A 14,174-nucleotide genomic window follows, 5' to 3' on the forward strand; every position below is an offset into this window, starting at 1 on the left:
ATGGATGCTTGGCCCCGCTGTCTGGAACGTCTCGAAGCTGAATTTCCGCCCGAAGATGTCCACACTTGGTTGAAACCCCTGCAAGCCGAAGACCGCGGCGACAGCATCGTGCTGTACGCCCCGAACGCCTTCATCGTCGACCAGGTCCGTGAACGCTACCTGGCGCGCATCCGCGAATTGCTGACGTACTTCGCCGGCAATGGCGACGTGGCGCTGGCGGTCGGCTCGCGCCCACGTGCGCCCGATCCGTTACCCGCACCGATGACCGCGCCCTGTGCGCCGGTTGCCGTGCCAATCGTGCCGTTCGCCGGCAATCTGGATTCGCACTACACCTTCGCCAACTTCGTGGAAGGGCGCAGTAACCAGCTCGGTCTGGCCGCCGCGATCCAGGCTGCGCAGAAACCCGGCGACCGCGCGCATAACCCGCTACTGCTGTACGGCAGCACTGGCCTGGGCAAGACCCACCTGATGTTTGCCGCCGGGAACGCGCTACGCCGGGCCAATCCGGCCTCCAAGGTGATGTATCTGCGCTCGGAACAGTTCTTCAGCGCCATGATCCGGGCGCTGCAGGACAAGGCGATGGACCAGTTCAAGCGCCAGTTCCAGCAGATCGATGCGTTGCTGATCGACGACATCCAGTTCTTCGCCGGCAAGGACCGCACGCAGGAAGAGTTCTTCCACACCTTCAACGCGCTGTTCGATGGCCGCCAGCAGATCATCCTGACCTGCGACCGCTATCCGCGCGAAGTCGAAGGCCTGGAGCCGCGACTGAAGTCGCGCCTGGCCTGGGGCCTGTCGGTGGCGATCGATCCGCCGGATTTCGAGACCCGTGCCGCTATCGTGCTGGCCAAGGCCCGCGAACGCGGCGCAGAGATTCCGGACGACGTGGCGTTTTTGATCGCCAAAAAAATGCGTTCCAATGTGCGCGACCTGGAAGGCGCGCTCAACACACTGGTGGCGCGCGCCAACTTCACCGGCCGCTCGATCACCGTGGAATTCGCCCAGGAGACGCTGCGCGACTTGCTGCGCGCCCAGCAACAGGCGATCGGCATCCCCAACATCCAGAAGACCGTGGCGGACTACTACGGGCTGCAGATGAAGGATTTGCTCTCCAAGCGGCGCACGCGCTCGCTGGCGCGCCCGCGCCAGGTGGCGATGGCGCTGACCAAGGAGCTGACCGAGCACAGCCTGCCGGAGATAGGCGATGCCTTTGCCGGCCGCGACCACACCACCGTGCTGCATGCCTGCAGGCAGATACGCACGTTGATGGAAGCCGACGGCAAGCTTCGGGAAGATTGGGAAAAGCTGATTCGCAAGCTCAGCGAGTAAGCAATTGACGCCCAACTGCGCCCGCTTGGAGAAAAGCGTGGAAACGTTGGGGTCAAATGCGGGAGAATCTGTGGATAACGTTGCGCAGTGGTCCGGCTTGAAAACTATCCACAGGTTTTCCCACCAGACCAGGCAGACTAGTCCAACGGCTTTCAAGCGTTGAAATACCTTTGGGAACAGATAGTTACGGTGGTTATCCGCAAAAAACGGCCCTACCATCACCACCAAGCTTTTTATTTATTCCATATCTTTTAAAGCATAGGGGCACGGAACCACATGCGTTTTACACTGCAGCGCGAAGCCTTCCTCAAACCATTGGCACAGGTGGTCAATGTGGTCGAACGCCGTCAAACTCTGCCTGTTTTGGCCAACTTGCTGGTACACGTCAAGGACGGAGAGGTCTCGTTGACCGGCACGGACCTGGAAGTAGAAATGATCTCGCGCACGATGGTGGAAGATGCGCAGGACGGCGAAACTACGATTCCGGCTCGCAAGTTGTTCGACATTGTGCGGGCCCTTCCCGACGGAAGCCGCGTCACCATCTTGCAGACCGGTGACAAGGTCACTGTGCAGGCTGGACGCAGCCGCTTCACCCTGGCGACGCTACCTGCGACAGATTTCCCTTCAGTGGACGAAGTCGAAGCGACCGAACGTGTGGTAGTGCCGGAAGCTGGTTTGAAGGAACTGATCGAGCGCACTGCGTTTGCGATGGCGCAGCAGGACGTACGCTACTACCTCAACGGCCTACTGTTCGACCTGCGCGACGGCTTGTTGCGCTGTGTTGCCACTGATGGCCACCGTCTGGCGTTGTGTGAGATGGATCTGGAGAAAGCCGGCGGCGCCAAGCGCCAGATCATCGTGCCGCGCAAGGGTGTGACAGAGTTGCAGCGGCTGTTGGAGGGTACAGACCGCGACGTCGAGCTGGAAGTCGGCCGCAGCCATATCCGCGTTAAGCGTGGCGATGTGACCTTCACCTCCAAACTGATCGATGGCCGCTTCCCCGATTACGAAACGGTAATTCCGATTGGCGCTGACCATGAGGTCAAGGTCGACCGCGAAGCGCTGCGTTCTTCACTGCAGCGTGCCGCGATTCTGTCAAACGAAAAGTACCGTGGTGTGCGCGTGGAAATTTCGCCCGGTCAGTTGAAGATCAGCGCCCATAATCCCGAGCAAGAAGAAGCGCAGGAAGAAATCGAGGCGGACACCAAAGTTGACGACCTGGCGATTGGCTTCAACGTCAATTACTTGCTCGACGCATTGTCTGCACTGCGCGATGAGCACGTAGTGATCCAGCTTCGCGATGCGAACTCCTCTGCGCTGGTGCGCGAAGCGAGTAGCGAAAAGTCGCGCCATGTGGTGATGCCGCTACGCCTGTGACATTCAGTTCCACGTGGAACACAAAAACACCGGCGAATGCCTCAATGCTGTTCACTTAAGCAATTGAGTCACCGAAAATCCGATACCAGACCTCTGGTATCGGATTTTTTTGTGTCCCTTCACCAGCAGCTGTTCGACCTTGGCGACCTGTTCAACTTCTGTGACCTGAGCACCTTTACGCATGATATTCCGGTGGAGTGGGTAGCCAGCGCGCTGGAACTGTCTTCTCAGGCCAGTATCCGACGTCGGCGCCTTCCCAGTGATCAGGTGTTGTGGCTTGTCCTGGGCATAGCGTTGTTCCGTGACGAACCGGTGCACGAGGTCGCACGTCGTTTGAACATCTGCGCACAATCGCTGGCCTCAGAAGATCTGTTGGCGCGCAGCGGCGTTCGACAAAGGGTTCTGGAGCGCTGATTTGTTGCTGTCGCTCGCCACTGCACGCCACTGGCTGACACCAGCACGCAAGGGCTTGGTGGCTGAGCAAATCATGCGTTATGGCACTGATGATCGATTACTGCGCATGCGTGTCTCGCCACAGGCCAGAAAACCCAATCCAGCGCTTCCCACGCACTGGGACGTGCGTGAAGTGAGCTATCTGCATCAGGGGAAGAGAAAGGCGGTACTGACCTTGTTGCCTGCCACCACTTACAGCGCCAAGTCTGTCGCAACGCTTTACCAGGAGCGATAGGAAATCGAACTGGGTTTGCGCGACATCAAAAGCTCGATGCAGCACAACGCGACAACGTTGCGTAGCAAAAAGATCGACTTGGTGTACCAGCAAGTCTGGGGGTTGCTGCTGGCTTAACAGCATTCGGCGTGAAGCCAGCCAGGCAGCTGTGGCGTTTGGCAGAACGCCTTCGGACATCCGATTCAAACCGGTCTGCCAGTACATCGCAGTGCAACTCATCGTGATGGCCGCAGCCAATCCGGCTTCCGCCACAGGAAGACGCCTATCCCAGCTTCGCTCAGGCATCGCGAGCCTGTTCCTCTATCACCGGCCGAGGCCTACGCGGCCAAGGACGGTGAAGATCTCGAAGACCCGCTATCCGGTAGATCCAAAGGCTGCTCCGCTTAAGTGAACAGCATTACCGAATTGCGGGGGTTTTTCATGTTGGCTATGAGATTTGCAGCCGCCTTGCGGTATGTGACTTGGGGAAAGCAGCGCTAAGTCGTGGGTCGAATGTGCAACGCTGTGAGCCCCGGGTTGGCAATGTTGTTAGTAGCACAAGAAACAAATTACCGCACATTTTGAGAAAAGGTCTGCCTGGTTCTTGCATTGAGTGGCTGTAGCCGCAGCTGCACTACAGGCGGATTCTCTTTCAGTCCTGAATTCATTTACTAAATGATGGCCAAAGGCAGTCTCAGCGGCACCGCGTGTCCCGAAGGTGTCGACGTCCTGGACTAACGCTTTGGGAAATCTTTTTTGACTTATGCACAGCTAATTGTGCTTTTAAATCTAGAAATAACTTAAGAGCTTGGTGATGGTGGTAGGGCCAGATTTCGCGGAAAACTATGTTAACTTGTTGTTTTTAAATGTTTTTTAGCCTTGAAACCCTGTGTTTATTACCCTGTTTTCGGCCCGACAACCTGTGGATAAGCGAAAACGCATCTGCGAGACTTGAAATTATCCACAAGTTACCCCCAACCTATCCTGGTGCGTCTTCCCGTACGCTTGCGCAGGATTCATGCCGATCGCGTATTCTCCGCTCCGGCCGATAAGCCGGATTACAGCTCAGAGCAGACCGATCGATGCACGTAGTGCGGTTGTCCATCCATCGACTTCGGCGTTTCGAGACCGTCGAGCTTTGCCCCGCCAGTTCCTTGAACCTGCTAACCGGAGACAATGGCGCAGGCAAGACCAGCGTGCTTGAAGCGCTGCATGTGATGGCGTACGGGCGTAGCTTCCGAGGGAGGGTGCGCGATGGGTTGATCCAGCAAGGCGCAAGCGATCTGGAAGTGTTCGTGGAGTGGCGCGAGCGGAGCGGGGAAGCTGGGCAACGGTCGCGTCGAGCCGGCCTGCGCCACAGCGGTCGTGAATGGACCGGTCGCCTCGATGGTGAGGATGTTACGCAACTAGGCGCACTCTGCGCGGCATTGGCGGTAGTGACTTTCGAACCCGGCAGTCATGTGCTGATCAGCGGTGGTGGTGAACCGCGTAGACGCTTCCTTGATTGGGGTTTGTTCCACGTGGAACCCGACTTTCTTGCGCTGTGGCGGCGTTACGCGCGGGCACTCAAGCAACGCAACGTCTTGCTGAAGCAGGGCGCGCAGCCGCGCATGCTGGACGCCTGGGATCATGAGCTTGCTGAATCCGGCGAAACACTGACCTCCCGACGCCTTCGTTACCTAGAGCGCCTGCAAGACCGGCTGATTCCGATGGCAAACGCCATCGCTCCCTCGCTCAATTTGTCGGTACTGAGCTTCGCACCAGGCTGGAAACACCACGAAGTCTCGCTCGCCGACGCACTGTTTTTGGCGCGGGAGCGCGATTGCCAAAATGGCTATACTTCGCAAGGCCCGCACCGCGCCGATTGGGTTCCCGTTTTTGATGTCTTGCCCGGCAAGGACGCACTATCGCGAGGCCAAGCCAAGCTAACCGCCCTAGCCTGCTTGCTCGCGCAAGCTGAAGACTTCGCATATGAACGCGGCGAATGGCCTGTGATCGCGCTGGATGATCTGGGCTCGGAGTTGGATAGGCACCACCAAGCGCGCGTGCTGCAGCGGCTCGCCTCTGCGCCAGCGCAAGTGTTGATTACTGCCACCGAAATTCCGCCAGGGCTTGCAGATGCAGGCGCATTGCTGCACCGGTTCCACGTGGAACACGGCCAAGTGATTATCCACACCTCTTCCGACTGAGCCGGCACGGCCACTGCTGGCCGACTGGTATAATTTGTCCGCTATCCCCCTTTTCCCACGGTGCAAAGCGGCTCCTGCCGTTTGCGCCCGTGTTGTGGAGCCAACGGCACGCGCATGACCGACGAACGAAACACCCCCGCAACACCCAACGGCACCTACGACTCCAGCAAGATCACCGTGCTGCGTGGCCTGGAAGCGGTCCGCAAGCGCCCCGGCATGTACATCGGCGACGTCCATGACGGTACCGGCCTGCATCACATGGTGTTCGAGGTGGTCGACAACTCAGTCGATGAAGCCCTGGCCGGCCACGCCGACGACATCGTTGTGAAAATCTTGGTCGATGGCTCAGTGGCGGTGTCCGACAACGGGCGCGGCGTACCGGTCGATATCCATAAGGAAGAGGGCGTCTCGGCGGCGGAGGTGATCCTTACCGTGCTGCACGCCGGCGGCAAGTTTGACGACAACAGCTACAAGGTGTCCGGCGGGCTGCACGGCGTGGGCGTGTCGGTGGTCAATGCGCTGTCCGAGCACCTGTGGCTGGACATCTGGCGCGACGGTTTCCATTACCAGCAGGAATACGCGCTGGGCGAGCCGCAGTACCCGCTCAAGCAGTTGGAAGCCTCGACCAAGCGCGGCACCACGCTACGCTTCAAGCCGGCCGTGGCCATCTTCAGCGATGTCGAGTTCCACTACGAGATCCTGGCGCGCCGCCTGCGCGAGCTGTCTTTCCTCAATTCGGGCGTCAAGATCGCGCTGATCGACGAGCGCGGCGAAGGCCGTCGCGATGATTTCCACTACGAAGGCGGCATCCGTAGTTTCGTCGAGCATCTGGCGCAACTGAAGTCGCCGCTGCATCCGAATGTGATCTCGGTGACCGGTGAGCACAATGGCATCGTGGTGGATGTCGCCCTGCAATGGACCGACGCCTACCAGGAAACTATGTACTGCTTCACCAACAACATCCCGCAGAAGGACGGCGGCACCCACTTGGCCGGCTTCCGCGCGGCGCTGACGCGCGTGCTCAGCAACTACATCGAACAGAACGGCATCGCCAAGCAGGCCAAGGTCGCCCTCACCGGCGACGACATGCGCGAGGGCATGATTGCGGTGCTTTCGGTGAAGGTGCCCGACCCCAGCTTTTCCTCTCAGACCAAGGAAAAGCTTGTCAGCTCGGACGTGCGTCCGGCGGTGGAAAACGCCTTCGGTGCGCGCCTGCAGGAGTTCCTGCAGGAGAACCCGAACGAAGCCAAAGCCATCACTGGCAAGATCGTCGATGCCGCGCGTGCGCGCGAAGCCGCCCGCAAGGCGCGCGATCTGACCCGCCGCAAGGGCGCGCTTGATATCGCCGGCCTGCCTGGCAAACTGGCCGACTGCCAAGAAAAAGACCCGGCGTTGTCGGAACTGTTTATCGTCGAGGGTGACTCGGCAGGTGGCTCGGCCAAGCAGGGCCGTAACCGCAAAAATCAGGCGGTGCTGCCACTGCGTGGCAAGATCCTTAACGTCGAACGCGCGCGTTTCGACCGCATGCTCGCCTCCGACCAGGTCGGTACGCTGATCACCGCGCTCGGCACAGGCATCGGCCGCGACGAGTACAACCCTGACAAGCTGCGCTACCACCGCATCATCCTGATGACCGACGCAGACGTCGACGGCTCGCACATCCGCACCCTGCTGCTGACGTTCTTCTATCGTCAGATGCCAGAGCTGATCGAGCGCGGCTACATCTACATCGGCCTGCCGCCGCTGTACAAGCTCAAGCAGGGCAAGAGCGAGCTGTATCTGAAGGATGACGCGGCACTCAATGCCTATCTGGCCAGCAACGCAGTCGAAGGTGCGGCGCTCATCCCCGCCACTGGCGAGCCGCCGATCACCGGCGAAGCACTGGAAAAGCTGCTAATGCTTTTCACCAGCGCCAACGAGGCGATCGCACGCAACGCGCACCGCTACGACCCCGCCCTGTTGACCGCCTTGATCGACCTGCCGCCGCTGGATGTGGAGAAGCTGCAGGCCGAAGGCGACCAGCATCCGACCCTGGATGCGCTGCAGGCGGTACTCAACCGCGGCACCCTTGGCACCGCGCGCTACCAGCTGCGCTTCGACCCGGCCACGGAGAATACCGCAGCGACGCTGATCGCCATCCGCAGGCACATGGGCGAAGAATTCACTCAAGTGTTGCCAATGGGCGTGTTCGAAAGCGGCGAGCTACGTCCGTTGCGCGACGTCTCGCTGGCCTTGCATGACCTGGTCCGTGAAGGTGCGCAGATCGTGCGTGGCAACAAGACCCACCCGATCACCAGTTTTGCGCAGGCACATGCCTGGCTGCTGGAAGAAGCCAAGAAGGGGCGCCAGGTGCAGCGCTTCAAGGGCCTGGGCGAAATGAACGCCGAGCAGCTGTGGGAAACTACGGTCAACCCGGACACGCGTCGCCTGTTGCAGGTGCGCATCGAGGACGCCGTAGCCGCCGACCAGATCTTCAGCACGTTGATGGGCGATGTGGTCGAACCACGCCGCGAATTCATCGAGGACAACGCGCTGAAGGTGTCCAACCTGGATATCTGAGCCGCTCTCGCCCGTCGGTGCGTCGCTAAGGCGATGCGCTGGCGGGCGAAGTGTACGCAGGACGATGATGAGCACAGATTTCCCACCGCTTCCGGCACCGCATACCGCTTCCGGCAAGCTCCCGCTGCTGCCCGTGCTTGTCGGCTTCAGCATCGACGTACTAATCGCCACCGGCCTGCTGCTGACGCTCAGCGTGGCCGGTTTTGCGCTGTGGGGCGGGGTGCGCGGCTTCAGCCACGTGCAAGCGGCCAAAGCGCAGGGTTTGACGCTCTCCTCGCCCGAGATCATGGCCGCCATCGGCCAGCCCGGCGTGGCGGTGCAATTGCTCAGCGCGTTGGTTAGCACGGCCACACCGGCGGTGCTGCTGTACTACTGGCGTCGCCGCGCGACACCCGTCGAACATGCCGCCTCGCGGGCCGCCATAAGGCGCGCATCCACCTGGGGCTGCACCGGCCTGATCGCTGCGGCTGTGTTTCTGCTCAGCAATCTGGTCGGCGCCACCGCTTCGGCGCTGGGCATCAAGCCGGCGCCGACCAATCTGCCATTGATGGAAGAAGCCATCAAACAATGGCCGGTGGCATTGGTGTTGTTTGCGGTGGTGATCGCCCCAGCTTACGAAGAACTGCTGTTCCGACGCGTGTTGTTCGGACGCCTACTCAGCGCCGGTCGCCCATGGCTGGGCATTGCGCTGAGCAGCGCGATCTTTGCCCTGGTGCACGAAGTACCTGGCATCAGCGGAAACGGCCCGGCCGCCATCGCGCAACTATGGTTGGTCTACGGCAGCATGGGCGCGGCGTTTGCGTGGCTGTATTGGCGCACCGGCACACTGTGGGCACCCATCGCCGCACACGGCATCAACAACGCCACCGCCTTGGCGGCGCTTTACTTTTTTGGGCTCGGCTGAGCCGCTTGACGAAAAGTTAAGCCGAGCCTGCCAGAATGCCCCTAGGGTTCTAGGGGGATCGAATGAAAGCTAGGCTGTTGATCGTTGTTGCTGTCCTTGCGTTGACGGCATGTGCCACCACCACTTCGCCAACCGGCCGCCGACAGGTGGCGGGAGGCGTGTCGCAACAACAGCTCGACCAGCTCGGCGCGCAGTCGTTTGCGCAGACCAAGGCCAAGGAAAAAGTCAGTACCGACGGCAGGCAAAATGCCTATGTGCAGTGCGTGGTCAACGCGCTGGTTGCTCAGTTGCAGCCGCAATGGCGCCAAACCCGCTGGGAAACGGCGCTGTTCGTGGATGACGAAGCCAATGCATTCGCTCTGCCCGGCGGCAAGATGGGCGTGAACACCGGCATTTTCACCGTTGCCAAGACCCAGGATCAGTTGGCCGCCGTGCTTGGGCACGAGATCGGGCATGTGATCTCGCGACACCATGAAGAACGCATCACCCGTCAGCTCGGCGCACAGACCGGCCTGGACATCATCGGCGCGCTTGCCGGTACGGCCTATGGAGATGGCGCCGCTAGCGCGGTCAATCAGGTCGGCGGTATGACCGCGCAGACAGTGTTTTTGCTACCCGGCTCGCGCACGCAAGAGAGCGAGGCCGATGTGGTCGGTCAGCGTCTGATCGCCCAGGCAGGCTTCGATCCTGCCCAGGCAGTGACGTTCTGGCAGAACATGATGTCTGCCAGCGGCAACCGTCAGCCGCAGTGGCTGTCCACCCACCCCGCCCCCGCTAACCGGATTCGCGAACTGCAGGCCGACGTCAATCAGCTCGAACCGGTCTACCAGCAGGCGCTACAAGACGGCCGTGAGCCGCGTTGTGGCTAGAGCGGCTAACAAAACGTTATGCCTGCCATCACCCAGGCGCTGGTGATGCCCTGAATCGACCCGTAGCCAAGTACACTTCGGTCCCGAGCGCATCAACCACCCCATCTGTTGTTAGCTGCTCTAAGACTTCCTCTCACGTACCAATCGTCGCAATACCGCATGGAAACCGTTTTCGGGAAGTGAGACTTTCTGCTAAGTTTGCCGGCTAAGATTTTCGTACAGCGTCTATTCCGCTTTTCGTACCGCCCGACGGCGGCTCGTCCGAGGTAAAACATGAAACTGCTCAACCGCAAGCAAGCCCTGTTGTCCCTGTTCATCGCTGCGTCCCTGGGCGGGGCTGTGGTTGCTGACGCGGTCGCGCAGTCGGACCATTCGTCCGAGCGTGCCAGCCGCAAGTCCAAGAGCAGCGGTAAGGCCGCAGACCTATACCCGCAGTCCACGCGCGCGGCACCGACCATCAAGCCCTCGTCCAAGCTGAGCAGTAAGCTGCAGAAGCTGATCGAAATCTTCAACAAGGGCGAAGACTATCCAGGCGTGCGCACCCAGGCCGATGAGATCCTGGCCAACAGTGCTGCCAACGAGGCCGACAAGGCGCTCGCCGCCCAGCTCGCTGCGCAAGCGGCCTACAATCTGGACGACGTCGCCGCTGCCAAGAAGTACTTGCAGCAGGCGATCGGCCTGAATGCGCTGGATAACAACGGCCAGTTCCAGTCGATGCTGATGCTGGCCCAGTTGCAGTTGCAGGATAACCAGCATGCTGAGGGTTTGGTCATGTTGGACAAATATCTGGATGAGAGCAAGTCGCAGCGTCCGGAAGATCTGATTCTCAAGGGCCAAGCGCTGTATCAGGCCGAGCGCTACAAGGAAGCGATTCCGGTGTTGAAGCAGGCCATCGCCGCTTCGCCCGAGCCGAAGGACACCTGGAACCAGTTGCTGATGTCGTCCTACGCCGAAGCCGGTCAGACCGGTGAAGCCGTCGCCGCTGCCGAGGCGCTCGCCGTCAAAAGCCCGGGCGACAAGAAGGCACAGCTCAACCTCGCCAGTATGTATATGCAGGCCGATCAGATGGACAAGGCCGCCGCGGTGATGGACAAGCTGCGTGCCGCCGGGCAGTTGACCGAAGAAAAGGAATACAAGCAGCTGTATTCCATCTACGCCAACACCGAGAAAAAAGAAAAGGACGTCATCGCTGTTATCAATGAAGGTATGCAAAAAGGCATCCTCAAGCCTGATTATCAGACATACCTCGCTTTGGCGCAGTCCTACTACTACAGCGAGGATGTGCCGAAGGCGATCGAGAACTGGCAAAAAGCCGCACCGCTTTCCAAGGACGGTGAGACCTATTTGAATCTGGCCAAGGTGCTGCATTCGGAAGGTCGCATCCCGGAGGCCAGGCAGGCCGCACAGCAGGCGATCGCCAAGGGAGTCAAAAAACCTGATGACGCAAAGAAGATCATTAACTTGAAGTAAAAAAGAAAATAAACCCCCGAAGTCCCTGTGTTTTTTAGTGGTGACAGGACTCGGGATTGGTATAAGCTTGGGAGTTCCTGCGGCGTCAAAGCCGTCCGAAAACCTGGGGATCATTACAGTGATCCGGGCCCCTACTGAAAGAGCCATTGGCGCATGACGGAACAACTCGTTATCCACAGGCATGACTATGATGCCGGGAACCAGGGTCTGAGCTGGGCCCGCATTATCGGCATTGCTTTCGTAATTGCCTTGCACCTCACTGCATTGATGATGTTGCTGATCCCTGCAGTGGCGCCAAAGGCTCCGGCAGAGAAGGAGCGCACCACCACAGTTACTTTGGTGGATGCACCGCCTCCTCCTCCTCCCCCCCCGCCGCCGCCGCCGCCGGAAGACAAGCCTCCGCCGCCGGTCAGGAATCTGTCGCCGCCGAAGCCCTCACCGGTTCCGCCGCCGCCAGAAGCTCCGGTGGTTGACGTTCCCGAACCGCGTCCTAGCGATATCGTCACGCCGCCGAGCCCGCCGTCTCAGCCGCAGCCGCCAAGTGACATCGGCGCCAGTGTCGATATCTCGTCCAAGAACATGAACCCGCCGAAGTACCCACCGGCTGCATTCCGTGCCGGTATACAAGGTGAGGTCGTCTTGATCGTGGATGTGGATGCCAGCGGCAACGTGACCAATGTGTCGGTCGAAAAGTCCAGCCGCAACCGCGACCTTGACCGTGCCGCGATGGATGCAGCACGCAAGTGGAAATTCAACGCCTCGACTGTTAACGGGCAGAAATCCGCCGGACGTGTTCGTGTCCCGGTCAACTTTGCCCTGAACTGATCCCACGGGCCGGCTACGGCCGGCCCAGGATCCTGTCTTCCTTTCGCTCCACCCTTCATCACCACACACAACTAAAGGTAAGCGTCATGCTGCAGGAATTCTTTATCGCCGCCGCTGCAGGGGGCTCCAATCCGTCGGCCGCTCTGTCGCAGATGGGCTTTGAGCACTTGATCACCGAGATGACCTCCAACCCAGGCGATTTCGCCGTGTCCTGGGTCGTTCTGATCACACTGATCGCCATGTCTGCTTCTTCCTGGTACTGGACGGTCATCAACATTTTCCGCGCCACCCGTCTGAAGAGTGCGGCTGACCGCGTCACCACCGCGTTCTGGGATGCCCCGAATGCACAGGACGCCATCCGCGCTATGGAAGCGCAGTCGGCTTCCGAGCCGTTCTCGAAGATCGCGCTGGACGCAGCCCAGGCTGCTGCTCACCACCAGCGCGCCGAAGGCAGCACCGGCGGTCTGGGCGAGAGCCTGAGCCGCTCGGAGTTTGTCGATCGCGCCCTGCGTCAGGCCGTGACCCGCGAAAGCACCAAGCTGCAGTCCGGCATGACCCTGCTCGCCACCGTCGGTGCGACCGCACCGTTCGTCGGTCTGCTGGGTACTGTCTGGGGCATCTATGGCGCGCTGATCAAGATCGGTGCAACTGGTTCGGCCTCCATCGACGCCGTTGCCGGCCCGGTGGGCGAAGCGCTGATCATGACCGCGATCGGCCTGTTCGTCGCTATCCCGGCGGTGTTCGCGTTCAACTTCTTCTCCAAGGTCAACAGCTCGGTGATCGCCAAGTTCGACACCTTTGCCCATGACCTACACGACTTCTTCGCCACCGGTTCGCGCGTCCGCTAATCCGGTCTTAAAGAACGCCTTCGCAACGATTTAGACGGAGCCCGTTATGGCCTTCAGTAGTGGAAACAGCGGCGGCCCGATGGCCGACATCAATGTGACGCCCCTCGTGGACGTTATGTTGGTGCTGCTGATCATATTCATCATTACGGCGCCGCTGATGTCCCATAAGGTCAAGGTGGAGCTGCCACAGGCCAACTTGATCCAGAAGGAAGATGCGGAAAAACGCGCCGCACCGATCACTCTGGCCGTCAAGGAAGACGGGTCGCTGTACTGGAACGACGAGCCGATTTCCAAGGAAGCCTTGGAATCGCGCCTGTCCACCGCAGCACAGCAGACTCCGCAACCGCCGCTCAATTTGCGCGGCGACCGCACGACCAAGATGCGTACGATCAACGAGATCACCAAGATCGCGCAGGGTCAGGGCATGCTGGACGTCGGCTTCGTTGCAACCAAAGAGAAGGGGCAGTAAGCCATGGCATTCAGTACCAGTGGAAACCGAGGCCCAATGGCCGACATTAACGTCACGCCCCTCGTGGACGTGATGTTGGTGCTGCTGATCATCTTCATCGTGACCGCGCCGATCATGACGTACCCGATTGCCGTGGATCTGCCGCAGCGGGTGCTCAATCCGCCACCGCAGACGACCGAACCGCCGCCGCCGATCGAGTTGCGTATAGACGCCAGCAACCAGGTGTTCTGGAACAATAGCCCCACTCCGGTTGCGCAGTTGCAACAGAAGATGGAAGAAGTGGTTCAGGCCGATCCGACCAATCAGCCGGAACTGCGCATCGACGCCAATGAAGATGCGGAGTATGAGGTGATGGCCAAGGTCCTCGCCGCGGCGAAAAACTCACAGATGAAAAAAATCGGCTTCATGCAGTAAGACATCGCAAGATCGTAGTACACAGTCATGAAACGACTGCAACGCCACCGGAAACGGTGGCGTTTTTTATGCTCGATCGAACATGGCCGTTGTCAGACACTGGTATTAGGTGGGCAGAATCAGCACTTGCTACATCGCCTGCGTTGAGTTTTTTTGGTGGCGATACGTCGAGATACCTGCGCGCCGATTCGCACGCAGGTTGTCAGCAGGTTTGGAGCGGTGTGACATTGGACGTCAAGCACAATGGTTTAGTT

11 protein-coding genes and 1 pseudogene are annotated in these 14,174 nt (G+C 59.9%); all 12 read left to right on the forward strand.

Annotated elements, in window-relative coordinates; translation table 11 throughout:
- The 12 genes and pseudogenes from dnaA (at position 1) to PD885_RS00060 (ending at position 13,920) form a co-directional block, all read left to right on the forward strand.
- Positions 1-1,329: a chromosomal replication initiator protein DnaA gene (gene dnaA / locus PD885_RS00005; RefSeq protein WP_002805910.1), complete on the forward strand. Its 1,329-nt coding sequence runs from the start codon at positions 1-3 to the stop codon at positions 1,327-1,329.
- Between the two features lie 276 nt (positions 1,330-1,605).
- Positions 1,606-2,706 carry a DNA polymerase III subunit beta gene (gene dnaN / locus PD885_RS00010; protein ID WP_002805913.1) on the forward strand — a complete coding sequence of 367 codons (1,101 nt, stop codon included), beginning with the start codon at positions 1,606-1,608 and terminating at the stop codon, positions 2,704-2,706.
- Between the two features lie 93 nt (positions 2,707-2,799).
- Positions 2,800-3,785: pseudogene (locus tag PD885_RS00015) on the forward strand (transposase domain-containing protein).
- A 670-nt stretch (positions 3,786-4,455) separates the two neighbouring features.
- Positions 4,456-5,562, forward strand: a complete 1,107-nt coding sequence (recF, locus tag PD885_RS00020; RefSeq protein ID WP_002805917.1) for a DNA replication/repair protein RecF — start codon at positions 4,456-4,458, stop codon at positions 5,560-5,562.
- A 114-nt stretch (positions 5,563-5,676) separates the two neighbouring features.
- Entirely contained in the window at positions 5,677-8,121 is a 2,445-nt protein-coding gene (gene gyrB, locus PD885_RS00025) for a DNA topoisomerase (ATP-hydrolyzing) subunit B (protein ID WP_002805919.1), read from the forward strand.
- A 67-nt stretch (positions 8,122-8,188) separates the two neighbouring features.
- The gene (locus PD885_RS00030) at positions 8,189-9,025 is read left to right on the forward strand and encodes a CPBP family intramembrane glutamic endopeptidase (protein WP_002805921.1); all 837 of its coding nucleotides are present in this window, start codon (positions 8,189-8,191) and stop codon (positions 9,023-9,025) included.
- A 62-nt stretch (positions 9,026-9,087) separates the two neighbouring features.
- Positions 9,088-9,894, forward strand: a complete 807-nt coding sequence (locus PD885_RS00035; RefSeq protein ID WP_002805923.1) for a M48 family metallopeptidase — start codon at positions 9,088-9,090, stop codon at positions 9,892-9,894.
- Between the two features lie 273 nt (positions 9,895-10,167).
- Positions 10,168-11,364: a tetratricopeptide repeat protein gene (locus PD885_RS00040; protein WP_002805925.1), complete on the forward strand. Its 1,197-nt coding sequence runs from the start codon at positions 10,168-10,170 to the stop codon at positions 11,362-11,364.
- A 153-nt stretch (positions 11,365-11,517) separates the two neighbouring features.
- Positions 11,518-12,189 (forward strand): energy transducer TonB, encoded by a 672-nt coding sequence (locus PD885_RS00045; RefSeq protein ID WP_002805926.1) that lies wholly within the window; start codon positions 11,518-11,520, stop codon positions 12,187-12,189.
- Positions 12,190-12,275: 86 nt separating this feature from the next.
- Complete coding sequence (gene exbB, locus PD885_RS00050; protein WP_002805928.1) at positions 12,276-13,037, forward strand: TonB-system energizer ExbB; 762 nt, start codon at positions 12,276-12,278, stop codon at positions 13,035-13,037.
- A gap of 46 nt (positions 13,038-13,083) precedes the next feature.
- Positions 13,084-13,506, forward strand: a complete 423-nt coding sequence (locus PD885_RS00055; protein WP_002805930.1) for an ExbD/TolR family protein — start codon at positions 13,084-13,086, stop codon at positions 13,504-13,506.
- Between the two features lie 3 nt (positions 13,507-13,509).
- A complete protein-coding gene (locus tag PD885_RS00060) occupies positions 13,510-13,920 on the forward strand; it encodes an ExbD/TolR family protein (protein WP_002805932.1) in 411 nt (136 codons plus the stop codon).
- Positions 13,921-14,174 lie beyond the last annotated feature (254 nt).

Source organism: Xanthomonas fragariae (assembly GCF_900183975.1).
Taxonomy (GTDB): domain Bacteria; phylum Pseudomonadota; class Gammaproteobacteria; order Xanthomonadales; family Xanthomonadaceae; genus Xanthomonas; species Xanthomonas fragariae.

Bases quoted from the DNA above. Each gene is read 5' to 3' on its own strand.
- dnaA (WP_002805910.1), top strand. From the start codon at position 1: ATGGATGCTTGGCCCCGCTGTCTGGAACGTCTCGAAGCTGAATTTCCG.
- dnaN (WP_002805913.1), top strand. From the start codon at position 1,606: ATGCGTTTTACACTGCAGCGCGAAGCCTTCCTCAAACCATTGGCACAG.
- recF (WP_002805917.1), top strand. From the start codon at position 4,456: ATGCACGTAGTGCGGTTGTCCATCCATCGACTTCGGCGTTTCGAGACC.
- gyrB (WP_002805919.1), top strand. From the start codon at position 5,677: ATGACCGACGAACGAAACACCCCCGCAACACCCAACGGCACCTACGAC.
- PD885_RS00030 (WP_002805921.1), top strand. From the start codon at position 8,189: ATGAGCACAGATTTCCCACCGCTTCCGGCACCGCATACCGCTTCCGGC.
- PD885_RS00035 (WP_002805923.1), top strand. From the start codon at position 9,088: ATGAAAGCTAGGCTGTTGATCGTTGTTGCTGTCCTTGCGTTGACGGCA.
- PD885_RS00040 (WP_002805925.1), top strand. From the start codon at position 10,168: ATGAAACTGCTCAACCGCAAGCAAGCCCTGTTGTCCCTGTTCATCGCT.
- PD885_RS00045 (WP_002805926.1), top strand. From the start codon at position 11,518: ATGACGGAACAACTCGTTATCCACAGGCATGACTATGATGCCGGGAAC.
- exbB (WP_002805928.1), top strand. From the start codon at position 12,276: ATGCTGCAGGAATTCTTTATCGCCGCCGCTGCAGGGGGCTCCAATCCG.
- PD885_RS00055 (WP_002805930.1), top strand. From the start codon at position 13,084: ATGGCCTTCAGTAGTGGAAACAGCGGCGGCCCGATGGCCGACATCAAT.
- PD885_RS00060 (WP_002805932.1), top strand. From the start codon at position 13,510: ATGGCATTCAGTACCAGTGGAAACCGAGGCCCAATGGCCGACATTAAC.